Annotated in this window: 17 protein-coding genes; 5 read left to right on the top strand and 12 right to left on the bottom strand. The window is 29.5% G+C overall.

The annotated features are described in order from the left end of the window. Positions 1-18: 18 nt before the first annotated feature. Together KO506_RS02715 and KO506_RS02710 are read right to left on the bottom strand one after the other, a co-directional pair. A complete protein-coding gene (locus KO506_RS02715) occupies positions 19-1386 on the bottom strand; it encodes an NAD-dependent succinate-semialdehyde dehydrogenase (protein WP_215993367.1) in 1368 nt (455 codons plus the stop codon). Between the two features lie 439 nt (positions 1387-1825). Further along, positions 1826-3343: a GH3 family domain-containing protein gene (locus KO506_RS02710; protein ID WP_215993366.1), complete on the bottom strand. Its 1518-nt coding sequence runs from the start codon at positions 3341-3343 to the stop codon at positions 1826-1828. Between the two features lie 179 nt (positions 3344-3522). On the opposite strand from KO506_RS02710, the gene KO506_RS02705 reads away from it, so the two are divergent. Next, positions 3523-3858 (top strand): hypothetical protein, encoded by a 336-nt coding sequence (locus KO506_RS02705; protein ID WP_215993365.1) that lies wholly within the window; start codon positions 3523-3525, stop codon positions 3856-3858. A 22-nt stretch (positions 3859-3880) separates the two neighbouring features. On the opposite strand, the gene KO506_RS02700 is transcribed toward KO506_RS02705, so the two are convergent. The 10 genes from KO506_RS02700 to KO506_RS02655 all read right to left on the bottom strand — a co-directional run bounded on the left by KO506_RS02700 (position 3881) and on the right by KO506_RS02655 (position 11654). After that, positions 3881-5122: an RNA polymerase sigma factor gene (locus KO506_RS02700; protein WP_215993364.1), complete on the bottom strand. Its 1242-nt coding sequence runs from the start codon at positions 5120-5122 to the stop codon at positions 3881-3883. Beyond that, the gene (locus KO506_RS02695) at positions 5122-5469 is read right to left on the bottom strand and encodes a YciI family protein (protein WP_215993363.1); all 348 of its coding nucleotides are present in this window, start codon (positions 5467-5469) and stop codon (positions 5122-5124) included. Before KO506_RS02695 ends, KO506_RS02700 begins: the two co-directional genes overlap by 1 nt. A gap of 72 nt (positions 5470-5541) precedes the next feature. Continuing rightward, positions 5542-5715 carry a hypothetical protein gene (locus tag KO506_RS02690; protein ID WP_215993362.1) on the bottom strand — a complete coding sequence of 58 codons (174 nt, stop codon included), beginning with the start codon at positions 5713-5715 and terminating at the stop codon, positions 5542-5544. A 33-nt stretch (positions 5716-5748) separates the two neighbouring features. Continuing rightward, entirely contained in the window at positions 5749-7830 is a 2082-nt protein-coding gene (gene scpA, locus KO506_RS02685) for a methylmalonyl-CoA mutase (protein ID WP_215993361.1), read from the bottom strand. Then, the gene (locus tag KO506_RS02680; protein ID WP_215993360.1) at positions 7823-9172 is read right to left on the bottom strand and encodes a methylmalonyl-CoA mutase subunit beta; all 1350 of its coding nucleotides are present in this window, start codon (positions 9170-9172) and stop codon (positions 7823-7825) included. The genes scpA and KO506_RS02680 overlap by 8 nt, the downstream gene beginning before the upstream one ends. Continuing rightward, positions 9172-9492: an FtsB family cell division protein gene (locus KO506_RS02675; RefSeq protein ID WP_215993359.1), complete on the bottom strand. Its 321-nt coding sequence runs from the start codon at positions 9490-9492 to the stop codon at positions 9172-9174. The genes KO506_RS02680 and KO506_RS02675 overlap by 1 nt, the downstream gene beginning before the upstream one ends. Then, positions 9492-10097, bottom strand: a complete 606-nt coding sequence (gene udk / locus KO506_RS02670; RefSeq protein ID WP_215993358.1) for a uridine kinase — start codon at positions 10095-10097, stop codon at positions 9492-9494. The genes KO506_RS02675 and udk overlap by 1 nt, the downstream gene beginning before the upstream one ends. Positions 10098-10224: 127 nt before the next feature. Then, complete coding sequence (locus KO506_RS02665) at positions 10225-10725, bottom strand: cupin domain-containing protein (RefSeq protein ID WP_215993357.1); 501 nt, start codon at positions 10723-10725, stop codon at positions 10225-10227. Between the two features lie 3 nt (positions 10726-10728). Beyond that, positions 10729-11496 carry an SGNH/GDSL hydrolase family protein gene (locus tag KO506_RS02660; protein ID WP_215993356.1) on the bottom strand — a complete coding sequence of 256 codons (768 nt, stop codon included), beginning with the start codon at positions 11494-11496 and terminating at the stop codon, positions 10729-10731. Then, a complete protein-coding gene (locus KO506_RS02655; RefSeq protein ID WP_215993355.1) occupies positions 11493-11654 on the bottom strand; it encodes a hypothetical protein in 162 nt (53 codons plus the stop codon). The genes KO506_RS02660 and KO506_RS02655 overlap by 4 nt, the downstream gene beginning before the upstream one ends. A gap of 132 nt (positions 11655-11786) precedes the next feature. Here KO506_RS02655 and KO506_RS02650 point away from each other — a divergent pair, with 132 nt between their 5' ends. The 4 genes from KO506_RS02650 (at position 11787) to KO506_RS02635 (ending at position 17266) form a co-directional block, all read left to right on the top strand. Beyond that, a complete protein-coding gene (locus KO506_RS02650; RefSeq protein WP_215993745.1) occupies positions 11787-12641 on the top strand; it encodes a PPK2 family polyphosphate kinase in 855 nt (284 codons plus the stop codon). Positions 12642-12704: 63 nt separating this feature from the next. Next, positions 12705-13532 (top strand): 3'-5' exonuclease, encoded by an 828-nt coding sequence (locus KO506_RS02645; RefSeq protein WP_215993354.1) that lies wholly within the window; start codon positions 12705-12707, stop codon positions 13530-13532. 99 nt (positions 13533-13631) lie between these two features. After that, the gene (locus tag KO506_RS02640; RefSeq protein ID WP_215993353.1) at positions 13632-14117 is read left to right on the top strand and encodes an ABC transporter ATPase; all 486 of its coding nucleotides are present in this window, start codon (positions 13632-13634) and stop codon (positions 14115-14117) included. Positions 14118-14347: 230 nt separating this feature from the next. Further along, on the top strand, positions 14348-17266 hold the full coding sequence (locus tag KO506_RS02635; RefSeq protein ID WP_215993352.1) for a glycoside hydrolase family 3 N-terminal domain-containing protein: 2919 nt from the start codon (positions 14348-14350) through the stop codon (positions 17264-17266). Positions 17267-17499 lie beyond the last annotated feature (233 nt).

The raw sequence follows: 17499 nt of genomic DNA, 5'->3' as shown, positions 1-17499 counted from the left end.
AAGGCTTTTATTTTTTAATTAATCAATCCAAATGGATTTTGTATTTACAAATTCTTTAATTCCATAATCGGATAATTCTCTTCCATAACCACTATTTTTAATACCTCCAAAAGGCAACCTTGGGTCAGAAGCTACTAATTTATTTACAAAACTATTACCAGCCTCAAGTTGTAACGCAATTTTTTCTCCACGTTTAGAATTAGCTGTTAATACTCCAGATCCTAATCCATAAGTGGAATTGTTTGCCAATTCAATGGCTTCATTTTCATCTTTGGCTTTAATTACAGAAGCAACAGGACCAAACAATTCTTCATCAAAAGCAGTCATACCAGGTTTTAAATCTGCTAAAATAGTTGCAGGATAATATGCTCCTTTTCGATCAGGAATTTTACCACCTAAAATTAATTTACCTCCTTGTTGAATAGTTTTTTCTACTTGCTCATGAATTTCATTTCTTAAATCAATTCTAGCCATTGGTCCATAATAAGCATCTTCATTGGTTGGCTCATCCATTTTTGCCTCTTTCATTTTTTTGGTAAACAATTTTAGAAAATCATCATAGATTTCTTCTAAAACAATAAATCGTTTGGATGCAATACACGTTTGCCCATTATTTTGCAAGCGACCAAAAGTTGCCAAATCTGTAGCTTTTTCTAAATCAGCATCCTCTAAAACAACATAAGCATCACTACCACCTAATTCTAAAACGGTTTTCTTTAAATTTTCTCCAGCTATTTTGGCCACAGAACGTCCTGCAGGTTCACTACCAGTTAGAGTAACTGCAATAATATTTTTATCTTCTATAATGGTTTTAATATCATCAGATTCTACATTTAAATTGGTGAAAACACCTTCAGGAAAACCAGCTTTTTTAAAAGCATCTTCTAAAGCAAAAGCGCAACCTTGTACATTTGATGCGTGTTTTAAAACACCAGTATTCCCTGTCATAATAGCTGGAGCAGCAAAACGAATTACTTGATAAAAAGGGAAGTTCCAAGGCATAACAGCTAAAACAACGCCTAAAGGTTGGTAGGTTATATAACTTTTTTTAGCTTCAGTTTCTACAATTTCATCAGCTAACAATTCGTGAATATTATCAGCATAATATCTACAAACTAAAGCACATTTTTCAATTTCACTTCTAGATTGTTGAATCATTTTACCCATTTCTTGGGTAGCTAATTGTGCATATTCTTCTTTATTTTCATCAAAAATTTCAGCAAGTTTTCGCATTAATTTAGAACGTTCTCCAAAAGAAGTTTTTTTCCAAGATTGATACGATTCATTTGCTTTTGCAACTTTTTTAAGTGCTTTATCTGTTGTTAATCTATTATAACTTGCAATTTCTTCTTCAGTTGCTGGGTTTATTGTGGTTACTTTTTTCATAAGTTTAGTGTTTTGTTTTTTCTTTTAATAATACATTCAAAATTTATGATTGAGCGAATAATCTACAGCTAAATCAATAATGTGAAAACCTTTGGTTTGTAACCTTTGGCTCCAAAACTTTCTACATATTTAACAAAATCAGGATTTTGATTTTTAAACCATATCTAGAAAAAATATAGCCATATACTTTCATTTTCTTTATTCTTTTTCCTTTTTAGAAATTTATCCGAAGTTAATTATGTGATTTTTTTATGTATTGTTAAAACGATGTTAAGTAAAATATATAGTGATTTAGGTTTATGGTTTAAAATTGGATTTATCAGCTTGATGGTTGCTAAATTGGAAATATATTGTTTGAGTACAAATTTTATTAGGTAATGAAATTTATAATAATCTGAATTTGTATAGAGGTTTCTGTTACTTAGGATTTTTATAAAGTTTAACTTACAAACTTTTCCCATTTTTTAAATTTTTTCTCTTTCATAACACGTTCCATTTTAACTTGCCCACCTTTTTTCTTGTTATTGTCACTCCAATTGTGGAATTTTTCTACATCAATAATATTTACTTTTACTCCTTTTAGAGCTTTACTTCTTGCCACTTTATAATTTTTATTTGCCTCTTTTAAAAAGTTATCTAAAGCATTAGCAACCTCTTTTTCATCAGCTTTTAATTCTGTACCTAAATACCAAGAATGATAAAATTCGCCATCATCAAATCTTTTTGCACAGATTGTATATTCAGAAATTTTAGTAGAGAATTTTTCTTCTAAATGCTTCATTGCATCATCCATTTTATTTACAGAAAGTTGAGAACCTACTGTGTTTAGAAAGAATTTTGTACGACCTGTAATTTTAATTTCTGCTTTTTCTACATCTGTAAAAGCAATGGTGTCTCCAATTAAATATCGCCAAGCACCACTTACAGTACTAATGATTAAGATATAATCTTTGTTAGGTTCAACGTCTTTTAAAGTTAATGAAGGCGCATTTTTTTTGATGGATCCATCTTCTTTAATATAATCTGGATTCATAGGTACAAACTCAAAATAAATTCCGTTTTCGGTATTAAGTTGCATTGCATCTGTTTCTGGTCTGGTTTGTGTGGCAATGTAACCTTCTGAAGCCAAATAGGTGTCTATAACTGTAACTGGTTTACCTAAAAGAGCTTTAAAACTTTTTTCGTACGGACCAAAAGCAACTCCACCAGAAGTATAAACTTGTAAGTTTGGCCAAATTTCGTGTATGTTTTTAACATTGTGATATTTTATAACTTCTTGTAACATTAATTCCATCCAAGAAGGAATTCCGCTTAAAGCACCAATATCCCAATTTTTTGCATTCTTTGCAATGTGAGCAACACGTTTATCCCAATCATCAATCTTTGCAATATCTTCACCAGGTTTATAATATCCTTTAAACCAAAAAGGGATATTGCTTGCGCTAATTCCGCTAATTTCTCCTTCTAAATGATCGTTTTTTTCTTGTAAATCTGTAGAGCTGCCTAACATCATAATTTCTTTTTCGAAAAAATCTGCAGGTAAATCAAAGTTGTTTAAAGATAAAACTTGCTTTATTCCAGAACTTTGAATTGCATCTATCATTGCATCTGTAACAGGAATTCTTTTGCTGCTTTTACCAGTAGTACCAGAGCTTAGTGCAAAGTAAGAAGGTGTTCCTGGCCAAGTAACATCAACCTCACCTTCGTGTAATTTGCTCCACCATTTTTCATTAATTTTATTGTAATCGAAATATGGAACAACGTCTGCAAAAGATTCACCTAAATCATCACTTAATAAAATAGTTTCGAAACTATATTTTTTACCAAATTGAGTGTCTTTTGCAGTTTCTAAAAGATTTTTTAAAACAGCTTCTTGTGCATCTATATGATTTGTTTCTGATGTTAGTGTATCTGTTAAGTTGATAACTCCTTTTATAATATTTCCTAAAATTGCCATAGTTGTTGATTTTTAACAAAGTTCAACAATATTATAGTTACTGTTTAACTCTAATCATATAAAAATGAATGCAAAAGAAATAAGCTTGCACTAATATTTTAGAGTTAAAATTTATGGCATTTGCGATACTTTCTTAGGTGGTTTTTTATTTATTTTGATTAAATTTTAAAACATATATAATGGAAAATCAGAGTAAAAATGAATTGGATTTTATAAAAGAGTATGAAAGTAAAGGATATAAAAACTCTTATAGAGTAAAAGGAAATAAGTTAATTGAAAATGAAACAAAATCGGAATTTAGTTCAACTGATATTAAGGTAGTTGCAAAACATAGATATGAAGGAATGAGTAACCCAGAAGATATGTCTATTTTATACGTTATTGAAACTAATAGAAATACAAAAGGTACAATTTTAGCACCTTATGGACCTGCAGGAGATACAGGAGTTTTAGAATTTATAAATGAGATTCCTGAAGAAAATATATCTGATTCAGAAAATATTCTGAACAAATAAAAAAGATTTTATGTATTGAAAATCATTTCTGATTAAGTTTAATTTTCTTCTTTACTAAATGCTCTTTTTCTAGTTGATTATTTACGGTTTCTATGGCTAGATTAATATGTGCAATTGCTTTTTTTAAGTCTTTTTTAGCAGCATAAAAATCTGATTTTGTCCCATAAAATAAATATTTACGTTGTTCAAAATCATTAGCATTCAGTTTGCTTAAATAAGTGTCTGCTTTTTGTAAATCTTTTTTTTGAATACAAATTACTGCCATAGTTAGCAAATGATTTGCCATTGGTTGTAAGGAATTTAAGCATTCATACCAGTATAAAATTTTATCCCAATTTGTAGCATTAAAAGTTTTTGCTTTTAAATGCTCTGATGCTATTGCAGCTTCATAATGATAGCAAGAAAACTCATTGTTTTCTACAGCTTTGTACATCATAGAATTCCCTAATTCCATTAACGGGTAATGCCACAGACTTCTATCTTGATGCTCTAAATCTAGAATTTGGTTTTGTGTATTTGTTTTAGATTCTAAACGTGCAGCATGAAAACACATTAACGCAAATAGAGCATAACTTTCTGAGGTTCTTGTGTGTGTATTTTTTAAAAGTATTTTGCACAAACGCATTGCTTCACCACACAATTCTTTGTGAATTAATTGTTCTTTTTTATTAGAGTGAAAACCTTCGTTAAAAATTAAGTATAAAACCTCTAAAACAGATTCTAATCTTTTTTTAAGTGATTTACCTTGTGGAATTTTAAATTGTAAATCTGCTTTTAGAATTGCTTTTCTTGCTCTAATTAAACGTTTTTTTACAGTTTCTTCTTTGGTTAGTAAAGCTGATGCTATTTCTTTACTACTAAAACCAGAAACTGTTTTTAGAGCAAAAGCAATTCTGTCTTTAGCGTTTAACTTCGGATGACAAGCAGTAAAAATCATTCTTAATTGAGCGTCTTCAATTTCTGATTCTAAAAAAAGTTCGTTAATTGCAATAGTGTTTGCGCCTTGATAGAAATTTGGTAGGTAGTTTTTTTCTGTTTTTAATTTTCTAAAAATATCTAGAATTCTATTTTTTGCAGCCTGTGTTAACCAAGCTTCTGGGTTTTCTGGTACTTGTTTACGCCAAGAAATACTGGCTTTTATAAAAGTGTCTTGCACAGCATCTTCAACAATTTCTAGATTAGATAATCCAAAGATTCTTGTTAAAACAGAAACCATCTTTCCTGAGTGATATCTGAAAAGATGGTCTATGAGTTGGTTTTCCATTATTTATCAAAAACCATTATTTCTCTAATTTCTACAGTTCCTCCTAAATCATAATCAGGGAAATCTTGTGCAATTTCTTGCACAGCATCAAAATCTTTGGCTTTTACAGTATAATAGCCACCAACAATTTCTTTTACTTCTGTAGATGTTAAATCTGTTACTGTTCTATTTTTACCAACAATTCTTCTAATGTCTGGTGTTAAAGCTTCTCCACCAACAAGAACACCTGCTTGTTGCATCTTATCATTCCAAGCAAACCATTTACCCATTCTTGTTTGTAATTCTTCAGGAGAAAGACCAAGATCAGCATAATCTGCGCCAATAAAAATCATCATAAATTGTTTCATCGTATATATTTTAAATTGTTATTATATCTATAAGACGTATGCCAAATTATAAAAGGGACAATTTTTTAAAAATTATTTTTTTTGTTTTTGTTGACGATTGTAATATGTAGTTCCTATTAAAACAACACCTATAAAAATAGAATAGAAATAGGCTTTAAAATCTCCACCTTTTACTAGTGAAAAAAGTCCAACTAAAATACTAAAAGAACCTATGATGATTAAAAAATAATAAAGTGCTTTTTTCAATGATGAGGTATATTAATGAAATACAAAATTAAACTATTCAGCTACACTATCTATTAAAATTTCTAGTAAATCAATAGCAGCTTGTGCAATTTTTGTTCCAGGGCCAAAAACACCTACAGCTCCAGCATCGAATAAATATTGATAATCTTGTGCAGGAATTACACCACCCACAATAACCATAATATCTTCTCTGCCATATTTTTTTAACTCTGCAATTACTTGAGGTACTAATGTTTTATGACCAGCTGCTAAAGAAGAGATTCCTAAAATGTGCACATCGTTTTCTACAGCTTGTTTAGCAGCTTCTTTTGGTGTTTGAAATAAAGGGCCAATATCAACATCAAAACCTAAATCTGCATAAGCAGTAGCAACAACTTTTGCACCTCTGTCATGACCATCTTGACCTAGTTTTGCAATTAGGATTCTTGGTCTTCTACCTTCTAAATTTGCAAATCTATCTGCGAATTCAGATGCTTTTTTAAATAATTTATCGTCTTTTATTTCTTTGCTATACACACCAGAAATGGTTTTAGTAACTGCTTTATGTCTGCCAAAAACTTTTTCTAAAGCATCAGAAATTTCACCTAATGTGGCTCTATTTTTCGCTGCTTTTACAGCTAAATCTAAAAGGTTACCTTCATTTGAATTTGCTGCATTGGTTAAATTTACTAAAGATTTTTTAACTTCAATAGTATTTCTTTTTGCTTTTAAGTGATTTAGCCTATCAATTTGAGATTTACGTACAGCTTCATTATCAACTTCTAAAATATGTAAAGGATCTTCTTTTTTTAGTTGATATTTATTTACACCAACAATAACATCTTGCCCACTATCTATTTTTGCTTGTTTTTTAGCAGCAGCTTCTTCAATACGTAATTTCGGAATACCCTTTTCAATGGCTTTGGTCATTCCACCTAAATCTTCTACTTCCTGAATCAGTTCCCAAGCTTTGTTGGCAATGTCTTCTGTTAATTTTTCAAGGTGATAACTTCCAGCCCAAGGATCTACAGTTTTTGTAATTTGGGTTTCTTGTTGCAAATGAATTTGAGTGTTTCTTGCAATTCTTGCAGAAAAATCTGTGGGCAAAGCAATCGCTTCATCCAAAGCATTTGTATGTAAACTTTGTGTACCACCAAAAGCAGCAGCCATTGCTTCTATAGTTGTTCTGGCTACATTATTAAAAGGATCTTGTGCTGTTAAAGACCAACCACTAGTTTGGCAATGAGTTCTTAAAGCTAAGGATCTCGGGTTTTTAGGATTAAATTGTTTTACAATCTTAGCCCACAACATTCTTGCTGCTCTCATTTTAGCAATTTCTGTAAAATGATTCATACCAATTGCCCAAAAGAACGATAATCTTGGTGCAAAAGTATCAATATCTAAACCTGCTTCAATTCCTTTTTTAATGTATTCTAAACCATCTGCTAAAGTGTAAGCCAATTCAATTTCTGCAGTTGCACCTGCTTCTTGCATATGATAACCAGAAATAGAAATTGAATTAAATTTTGGCATATTTTTACTGGTATATTTAAAAATATCCGCAATAATTTTCATAGATGGAGAAGGAGGATAAATGTAGGTGTTTCTTACCATAAACTCCTTTAAAATATCATTTTGAATAGTACCTGATAATAAGTCTGGAACTACACCTTGTTCTTCTGCTGCAACAATGTAGAAAGCTAAAATGGGTAAAACAGCTCCATTCATAGTCATTGAAACCGACATTTTATCCAAAGGAATTTTATCAAATAAAACCTTCATATCTTCTACAGAATCTATGGCAACTCCTGCTTTACCAACATCACCTTGTACACGTTCGTGATCAGAATCGTAACCTCTATGTGTAGCTAAATCAAAAGCAACAGACAATCCTTTTTGACCTGCTTCTAGATTTCTTCTGTAAAATGCATTACTTTCTTCTGCAGTAGAAAAACCTGCATATTGTCTTATTGTCCAAGGTCTGCGAACATACATTGTAGAATAAGGTCCTCTTAAATTTGGTGCAATTCCTGCTATAAAGTTTTCGTGTTCAAAAGTTTTAGAATACTCATCTACATTTTGAGTTCTAAATTCTGAATTTTGAATTTTAATATTTGAAACATCTTTTCTACTCATTGTCTAAACGCTGTTTTTCAACTGTTTCAGAAAGTCGTTTTCTAACAATTGGAGTGATTAATGTTTTAATATGTCTTTGTTTTACAAAAGGATACAATTCTAATTCTGATTTCATTTTATCAGCAGAATTAACTTGTAAGTTTGTACCTAATAAAACAATTTCTTTTGTATTGAATTTTTCTTCTTCTTTTATAGCACTTTCACTAATTTTCTTTTGAATGATACCTGCTTTTAGCTGTTTTAAAAATCCGCCAGATTTTTCTATGAGCTTAAAAAGTGTCAAGGCATTTTGTGCTAATTGATTCGTGATTGAATCTATATAATAAGCACCATCAGCAAAATTTTGAGCTTCTGACAAATAACTTTCTTGTTGTAAAATTAAGAGTTGGTTTCTAGAAATTCGTTCTCCAAATTCATTAGACTTATGGTAAATTTCATCATAAGAAACATTAGAAATTGTGTTTGAGCCACCTAAAATTGCACTCATACATTCTGATGTTGTTCTAAGCATATTTACGTTAAAATCATATAAAGTTTTATTACGTAAACTTGGTTGTGTAAAAACATGAGTATTAATATTTTTTACATCATACTCATTTAAAAGTGATTCCCATAAAATACGAAAAGCCCTTAGTTTTGCAATCTCGAAAAAGTAATTGCTACCCACTGCAAAATTAAAATGAATTTTATCAGCAATTGCTCCATCAAAATGATTTAAATATTCGTTTGCATGCGCTAAAGTGTATGCTAATTGTTGAGTAATAGTTGCACCTGAATTTTGATATAATTCACTAGAAATTGAGATGCAATTTTCTGAAGATGATACAATTTTTTCTAATTGATTATAGTCTTCTTTTAGGTTAGTAAACCAATTGCCTTTTTCAGCTAAATTGCCAATAATATCGGTTTGAAAAAATGTATGTTTTGAACTACAAAAATTAGCTAATTCAATTTGAAAATCAGCATTTAAAAAAGAAAATTTAAAATAAATGATTGTTTTATCTACATCAATAGTATTTAAAACTGTTTTATAATCAAAAGTTTTTGAAGCTTTAAATTGAATGGAATTTGCACCTCTTTGTAATGCATCAATAGCAAGTGAATTGGCTATTTTTTCATCATCAATAAAAATAGTTTGACAAATATTAAAACCTTTTTTAGGTAAGTTTATTGCAGTGTTATTTCTGTCTTCTTTGGTGTAAAAAGGTTTTACAATAATACCTTCGTCTGTATGCCAAAGTAAGGTGTTATTATAGTCTGCACCTTTTAAATCTACTTGAATTTTTTGTTTCCAAGCTTTTGCAGATGTTGGGTTAAATTCATCAAAAAGAAAATTACTCATTACTTGTTTATTGTATCAAATTCAATAATATATATGTCTTCGTTTTCTTTTTTCATTAAATATTTTTCTCTTGCAAATCGTTCTAATTCAAGAGAATCTTCTAGCTTTTTTATAGTTTCTTTGTCTTTCGCAATTTTTTCTTCGTAAAAAGAAATGGTGCTTTCTAAGTCATCAATTTCTTTATCAAATTTACGATGAACTAAATAGGAGTTTTCATCAAAAAAGATCATCCAAATTATAAATGGAACTAAAATTATTACAAAAATATTTGTAAGAATTTTAAAGACAGAATTACTTTTTAATTGCTGAAAAAAACTCATTATAGTCGTTCGTTTATAACACTTCTAACAATATCTATAGCTACTGTATTGTGCCTGTCATTAGGTATAATAATATCAGCAAAATTCTTGGTGGGTTCTATAAATTGCTGATGCATAGGTTTTAATGTGTTTTGGTAGCGATCTAAAACTTCTTCAATATCTCTACCTCTTTCAGAAATATCTCTTCTAACTCTACGAATTAAACGCTCGTCTGTTTCTGCATGTACAAAGATTTTAATATCGAACAAATCGCGTAATTTTTCGCTATTAAAAATTAAAATACCTTCAATAATTATAACTTTTCTAGGATGTGTTTTTACTGTTTCTTTGGTTCTATTATGCCTAATAAAAGAATATACAGGTTGGTTAATTGTGTTTCCTTTTCTTAATTCTTTTAAATGTTTTATGATTAAATCGAAATCGATAGCTCTTGGATGATCGAAATTTATTTTAGTACGTTCGTCATAAGATAAATTATCTGTGGCTTTGTAATAAGAATCTTGCGAAATTACACAAACTTCATCAGAAGGTATTTCTTTTACTATTTGATTAACAACTGTAGTTTTTCCACTTCCAGTTCCACCAGCAATTCCAATAATTAACATAAATTTGTTTGATTTGTTTTGATTAACTCCACGAAAGTAATAAACATTTTACAAAGTTATAAAATTATTAATTTTTATACTTTATGTTTTAAATTAAACATACTAGTTAAAAGTAAAAAAATAGACTTTAATGATGGGTTAATTGCGCTATAATTTGAGTGAGTTTTGGAAATTTTTTTGATAATTCAGCAGAACTTGGTAAAACAAAATCTTTAAAATCGAAACCAGGAGAAACAGTGCAACCTACAAAAGCAAATGAATCTTTTGCTAAAATTTCTGCAGCAAAATAATAATGTGCTGGGACTGTGTATTGAGGAATTTCGCCATTTAAAAAATTATTACCAATTAAAATTGTTGAATATTCACCTTCAGGAGAAATTTGATGTAATTTTAAAGTAGTTCCTGTATAAAAATGCCAAATTTCATCTTGATTAATTTTATGAAAAGCAGAGCATTTATCTGATGTTAGTAAAAAATAAATACTTGTACAATAGTTTCTATTTCCGTTAAAATGATGACTTAAGTTTTCTGATAAAATGATTTCTTTACTTCTGTAAGTTTCTTTGTAGAATCCACCTTCAGGATGTGCTTTTAAATCAAAAAAATCAATGATTTCTTTTGCATTCATAGTTTAAAATTTTTCTCTATCAATGATAAATTGTGCCATGTCTTTTCCCCAAATCTGATATGTTAATTTTGATGGATGAACTCCATCACTAAAAAAAACACCAACATCATCATCTAAATTATATTTTTTTTGCCAATTTTCTAAAGTTATAATTTCATTATTGTAATGTACATTACTCTTTTTTTGAACTCTTCTGTACAATCTTTTACCTAAAATCTCAACCAAATTCCCAATCACAAACTTTATAGCACTTGTAAAAGCAGGGAATTCTTTAATAGGAGGCATATTTGTAAAATAGATTGGTGTTTTTGGGAATTTTCGCTTTAAAGTTTTAATCAATAAATTAATTTGAAACATCCAAGTTTCTGGTGAGTTTAGCTTAAAAGCATCATTACCACCTAAACCAATAACTATAAGATCTGCATTTGTTTCTTCAATTTTTGGTACAATTCTTTTACGAACCATTTTAGCTGTGTAACCACTTTTTGCATAAACTCGCCATAGAATAGAGTGGTTTGTTTCTTTAGCTATTTTCTGGGCTAAAGAACCTATAAAACCGTTTTCATGAAAATCTACACCTACACCAGCTATTGTACTTTCTCCAATAGTTAAAATTTTTAATGTTTTTTCAGAGGTTGTTTTTATGTAACCTTGTGGTTTTTTAGCCTCTGGAAGTTTGGGTACATTTCTTCGGATTTTTTTTCCTTGAAAATATAAAATTGGCAAAAGCGGAACAGCAATTACAGCCCCTAAGTAATATTTAAAACTCACGATTCTGTATTTTTTTGTTCATTAGCCTTTTTTATAATGGCTTTTAAACGTTGTTTATTAAGCTCTTTCTCTAACTTTACTTTGTTGATTTTTCTGTTCATCAACTTAGTATGTTTCGCTTTGTTAACCGTATTTTTTGCTTTTCCTTTTTTCGGCATCTTTTAGTGTTGATATACGAAAATAAGAAATTTAATCTCAAAAAGTAACTATTATTCAGTTTGTTAAAAGCAGCGTTAAATCCTCTTTATTTGTTTGTTATTTTCTATCTTTAAATTTTAATTAGAATGATGATGAGTTTAGAGAAATATAAAGTAACATCTACTATAAATTTAAAGGATATATCTACAAAAGAAGTAGATGAAGATGCTAAAAAAGCCCTTAAAAAGATTCGAAAAAAGATAAGTGATGTACAGAATGCAATGTATGCAGAAGGTAAATATGGTTTGCTGATTTGTTTACAAGGTATGGATACTTCTGGTAAAGATAGTTTAATTAGAGAGGTTTTTAAAGATGTAAATGCAAGTGGAGTAGTAGTACACAGTTTTAAAGTACCTACAGAATTAGAGTTGAAACATGATTTTATGTGGAGACATTATATTGCATTACCAGCAAAAGGAAAAATAGGTATTTTTAATAGAACGCATTATGAAAATGTGTTGGTTACAAGAGTACACCCAAACTATATTTTAGGCGAAAATATACCAACTGTAAAAAGTGTTGATGATTTAGATGATGCTTTTTATCATGATAGAATGGAAAGAATAAATCAATTTGAAAATCATTTAGCAACCAATGGAACTATTGTTTTAAAATTCTTTTTAAACTTATCTAAAGACGAACAAAAAAGCAGATTGTTAAGAAGGTTAAACATTCAAGAAAAGAATTGGAAATTTTCTGATGCTGATTTAAAAGAACGAAAACTGTGGGATGAATATATGTTTTGTTACGAAGATTTATTAAACAGAACATCTAAAGAAAATGCACCTTGGTTTGTAATTCCTGCTGATGACAAACCAACAGCCAGACTAATTTTAGCCAATATTTTATTAGAAGAATTAGAAAAATATAATTTTACAGAACCATCATTATCGCCTAAATTATTAGGGCAAATAGACGATTTTAAAGCACAATTAAATAAAGAATAATATAAATGTTTAAAACTTTGATTTTTAAACTCAAAGCAGAACATTAACCTTAAACAAATAACCTTGAACCTTAAACTAGAAAAACCAATCGTATTTTTCGATTTAGAAACCACTGGAGTAAATATTGGAAATGATAGAATTGTAGAGATTTCCATTTTAAAAGTATTTCCAAACGGAAATAAAGAAAGTAAAACTTGGTTGGTAAATCCAGAAATTGAAATTCCGCAAGAAGCCTCAGATATTCACGGAATAACAAACGAAAAAGTTGTTACAGAACCAACTTTTAAAGAGTTGGCTAAAAAAGTAAATAAAATGATTATGGGCTGTGATTTGGCTGGTTTTAATTCAAATCGATTCGATATTCCCTTGTTAGCAGAAGAATTAATGCGTGCAGGAATCGATTTTGATATGAACAATAGAAAAGCCATAGATGTGCAAGTTATTTTTCATAAAAAAGAACAAAGAACCTTAGGTGCAGGTTATCAATTTTATTGTGGCAAAGAATTAGAAGGTGCTCATGGAGCAGAAGCAGATACAAATGCAACTTACGAAATTCTATTGGCACAATTAGATAAATATGATGATATAGGAAATACAGTTGATGACTTAAGCGAATATTCAACTCATGGAAAAAGAGCCGATTTTGCTGGTTTTATTTTGATGAATGATGAAGATCAAGAGATTTTTTCTTTCGGAAAATACAAAGGTAGAACTGTAGAAGAGGTGTTAAAAGAAAACCCTGGTTACCATAACTGGATTCAGAATGCAGATTTTCCTTTATACACAAAAAAGGTTTTAAAACAAATTAAAGAAAGAATGTCTGCTCCAAAAAACACCATGTCAGACGCAGAAAAATTAACAGCTTTACAACAAAAGTTTAATTTAAGATAAAACGGATTTTTAGCCCCTTAGATTATTGGATTCTTAGAAAAGTTGAATAATCTAAACTATCTAAAAGTCTAACTATCTAAGAATCTAAAGACTTAAAATATGTTTACAGAATATAAAAATTTACCAGATAATTCTAGAGTTTGGATTTATCAATCAGATAGAGAATTTAGCAATAATGAAGTTGAATTTATAGCAACAAAAGCAGAAGAATTTATTAATGCTTGGACCAGACATGGAGATGATTTAAAAGGTTCTTTTACTATTAAATACAATCAGTTTTTGGTTTTAGCTGTAGATGAAAGTTTTAATAATGTTTCTGGTTGTTCTATTGATAGTTCTGTGCGTTTTGTGCAAGAATTAGAAAAAGAATTGCAACTAGATTTAATGAATAAAATGAACATCACTTTTAAAGATGATAATCATATTAATTTAGTGAAATTGTCTGATTTTCAGAAATTTGCTGCAGCAAAGAAAATAACTTCAGAAACCATTGTTTTTAATAATATGGTAAGCACAAAAGAAGATTTTGAAAACAATTGGGAGGTTCCTGCAAAAGAAAGTTGGCACAAACGCTTTTTGGTATAACAATTGATTTATAAAGAAAACAAACTACCAAACAAGTTGCGTTAAGGATTGAAATGGCATCCTTTTTTTTAATTTTTAAATAAGCGTCATTACGAAATGAGGAACGAATGAAGTAATCTCTTTCTTTATTGAGAGATTGCCTATTAATACTCAATGACATTTCTATAATCACAAAAAAAAGATATAATGGAAAGCCTGTTAAAACGCCCAAAAAAATAGATCGTATTTAAATGAAAAAAGAAATATTTTTAATTCTATGTATTGCATTCTTTTTTAAAGCAAATGCACAAACTATAGATCCATTAAGAACTAAAGATTTCGAAGCTCAAGATATTTGGGTAGATAGTATTATGAGTAAAATGACCATTGATGAAAAAATTGGTCAACTATTCATGGTGCAAGCTTATTCTAATTTAGATCAAAAACACGAAGATTTTATTACAGAAATGATTACAAAATATCATGTAGGTAATTTAATTTTTATGCAAGGTACACCAGAAAAACAAGCCGTTTTAAATAATAAATATCAAGCCTTATCTAAATTGCCTTTAATGATTGGTTTTGATGGTGAATGGGGTTTAGATATGCGTTTGCAAAATACTTACAGATTTCCTTGGAATATGACTTTAGGTGCAATTCAAAACGATTCTTTAGTAAAACAATTTGGCGAACATTTAGGCGAACATTGTAAACGATTAGGAATCCATGTTAATTTTGCGCCTGTTGTAGACATAAATGTAAATCCAGAAAATCCTATTATTGGTAATCGTTCTTTTGGTGAAAGCAAAGAAAACGTATCTAATAAAGCAATTGCTTTTACACAAGGAATGCAAAAATTAGGAGTAATGGCAAATGCAAAACATTTTCCAGGTCATGGAGATACAGGTTCAGATTCTCACCATACTTTACCAGTTTTAAATTTTGATAAAGCTCGTTTAGATTCTATTGAATTATATCCTTACAGAAAGGTTTTTGATGCAGGTGTAGGTAGTGTAATGACAGCACATTTAAGCATACCAAGTTTAGAGTCGAACTCAAAACTACCAACGTCTTTATCTAAAAATGTAGTTACAGATCTGTTGCAAAACGAACTTGGTTTTAATGGTTTAATTATTACTGATGGCTTAAATATGAAAGGTGCAGCAAATTATGCAACATCTGCAGAAATAGATTTGGCAGCAATACAAGCAGGTAATGATATGTTATTAATTCCACAAGATGTACCAGCAACAACTCGTTTAATAAAACAATCTATTTTACTAAAAACCTTAACAGAAGAACGTTTAAATTTTTCGGTTCGTAAAATATTAAAAGCCAAATATTGGATGGGTTTACACAATTATAAACCTGTAGTTTTAAAAAATTTAAACCAAGATTTAAATAGGGTAGAAGATGAGTTGTTACATAGAGAATTAGTAGAGAATTCTATAACATTACTTAAAGACGACAAAAAAAATATACCTATAGCAAATTTAGATTATCAGAAAATAGCTTATGTAAAATTAGGAGATGGTTTAGGGTATCATTTTTTAAATACATTAAAAAAATATACGAAGGTAGATGTAATTACTGATAGTAATTTAGACGGATTATTAAAAAAGTTAAAACCATACAATCAAGTAATTATTGGTTTTCATAAATCTAACGATCATCCTTGGAAAACTTATAAGTTTAAACAAAAAGAGTTGGTTTGGTTGCAAGAAATTGCAAGACAAAAAAATGTAATTTTAGACGTTTTTACAAGTCCTTATAGTTTGTTACAAGTAAAAAGTTTTACAAATATAGAGTCTTTAATTGTGTCTTATCAAAACAGTAAATTAGCACAAGAAATTTCTGCTCAAATTGTTTTTGGAGCTTTAAAAGCAACAGGTAAATTACCAGTTTCTATAGGTAATAATTTTAAAGTAGGCTCAGGTATTAATACTTACGATTTAGGTAGATTAGAGTACACAATACCAGAAGCAGCACAACTATCATCTAAAAAACTGGCTTATATAGATACAATTTCTAAAACAGTATTAGAAAAAAAAATGGCACCAGGTTTTCAAGTTTTAGTAGCAAGAAAAGGAAAAGTAGTTTATAACAAAAGTTTTGGTTATCATACAGATCAAAAGAAAATAGAAGTCAAAAATTCTGATATTTACGACTTAGCTTCTCTTACTAAAATCTTGGCATCATTACCACTAATAATGAAGGCAGAAGAAGAAGAGAAAATCCCTTTATCTGCAAGTATTCAAGATATTTTACCAAGTTTTGCAGAAACCAACAAAGCAACAGTTTCTGTAAAAGAAATTTTATCACATTATGGTAAATTGCCAGCTTGGATTCCTTTTTATCTAAAAACAAAAGATAGCATAACACATAAAAATTCAACAAAGTTTTATAGAGCTACAAAAACAGGCAGATATAACGTAAAAGTTGCAGAAAATCTATTCATAACAAGTTCTTACAAAGACAGTATTTACAAGTACATAAAAGAAGTAGATCAAAGAGAAAAAGAAGGGTATAAATACAGCGATTTAGGATATTATTTATTTAAAGAAGCTTTAGAAAAAAAGTACGACAATTCTTTAGATGTTTTAGTAAATCAAAAATTTTATAGCTCTTTAGGTGCAGATAGAATGACTTTTTTACCCCTAAAAAAATTCAATAAATCTGTTATTGTACCCTCAGAAAAAGACGATTATTTTAGAGATCAATTATTACAAGGTAATGTGCATGATATGGGAGCAGCAATGTTAGGTGGTGTTGCAGGTCATGCAGGTTTATTTGCCAATGCAAACGATGTTGCTAAAGTTATGCAAATGTATTTGCAAAAGGGTTTTTATGGAGGCAGACGTTATTTAAACACAGAAACTATAGACAAATTTAACCATCGTTATTATCAAGATAAAAAAGTACGTAGAGGTTTAGGTTTTGATAAACCACAATTAAATCCAGATGTAAAAGCCACTTGTGGTTGTGTTTCAGACGAAAGTTTTGGGCATTCTGGTTTTACAGGCACATATACTTGGGCAGACCCAGAAAGCGAAATTGTGTATGTTTTTCTATCTAACAGAACCTACCCAACAATGGATAATAGAGGTTTGGTAAAAGAAAATATACGTACAGAAATTCAGCAAATTATTCAAGACGCAATTATTTATTAGAAGCTATTTCCAGCTTTCACTACTCGCTTTTTTTAATCTGAAAAAGCTTAAAAAAGAGCTCAAACAAGCCGTTCAATCTGGGCTAAACTTGTTTGTTAGCTTTTGGGTATAGTGTGTTTTTTAATGTTTCGTTAACGTTGTTGTGTAAGGTTTGTTGCGTGTTTTAAGCACTAAATTTAGCAAATAAATCACAGATAGAAAGTCCTCGAGGACTTTCGTAAATTGGCTAAAAC

Origin of the sequence: Polaribacter vadi (assembly GCF_018861005.1) — a bacterium.
GTDB lineage: Bacteria > Bacteroidota > Bacteroidia > Flavobacteriales > Flavobacteriaceae > Polaribacter > Polaribacter vadi_A.
This window is presented reverse-complemented; position numbering and strand designations above follow the sequence as displayed.

Excerpts from the sequence above, each read along its gene's own strand:
- KO506_RS02710 (WP_215993366.1), bottom strand. The coding sequence starts at position 3,343 with ATGGCAATTTTAGGAAATATTATAAAAGGAGTTATCAACTTAACAGAT.
- KO506_RS02695 (WP_215993363.1), bottom strand. The coding sequence starts at position 5,469 with ATGAAACAATTTATGATGATTTTTATTGGCGCAGATTATGCTGATCTT.
- KO506_RS02650 (WP_215993745.1), top strand. The coding sequence starts at position 11,787 with ATGAGTTTAGAGAAATATAAAGTAACATCTACTATAAATTTAAAGGAT.
- KO506_RS02675 (WP_215993359.1), bottom strand. The coding sequence starts at position 9,492 with ATGAGTTTTTTTCAGCAATTAAAAAGTAATTCTGTCTTTAAAATTCTT.
- KO506_RS02715 (WP_215993367.1), bottom strand. The coding sequence starts at position 1,386 with ATGAAAAAAGTAACCACAATAAACCCAGCAACTGAAGAAGAAATTGCA.
- KO506_RS02635 (WP_215993352.1), top strand. The coding sequence starts at position 14,348 with ATGAAAAAAGAAATATTTTTAATTCTATGTATTGCATTCTTTTTTAAA.
- KO506_RS02640 (WP_215993353.1), top strand. The coding sequence starts at position 13,632 with ATGTTTACAGAATATAAAAATTTACCAGATAATTCTAGAGTTTGGATT.
- scpA (WP_215993361.1), bottom strand. The coding sequence starts at position 7,830 with ATGAGTAGAAAAGATGTTTCAAATATTAAAATTCAAAATTCAGAATTT.
- KO506_RS02700 (WP_215993364.1), bottom strand. The coding sequence starts at position 5,122 with ATGGAAAACCAACTCATAGACCATCTTTTCAGATATCACTCAGGAAAG.
- udk (WP_215993358.1), bottom strand. The coding sequence starts at position 10,097 with ATGTTAATTATTGGAATTGCTGGTGGAACTGGAAGTGGAAAAACTACA.
- KO506_RS02680 (WP_215993360.1), bottom strand. The coding sequence starts at position 9,172 with ATGAGTAATTTTCTTTTTGATGAATTTAACCCAACATCTGCAAAAGCT.
- KO506_RS02655 (WP_215993355.1), bottom strand. The coding sequence starts at position 11,654 with ATGCCGAAAAAAGGAAAAGCAAAAAATACGGTTAACAAAGCGAAACAT.
- KO506_RS02705 (WP_215993365.1), top strand. The coding sequence starts at position 3,523 with ATGGAAAATCAGAGTAAAAATGAATTGGATTTTATAAAAGAGTATGAA.
- KO506_RS02665 (WP_215993357.1), bottom strand. The coding sequence starts at position 10,725 with ATGAATGCAAAAGAAATCATTGATTTTTTTGATTTAAAAGCACATCCT.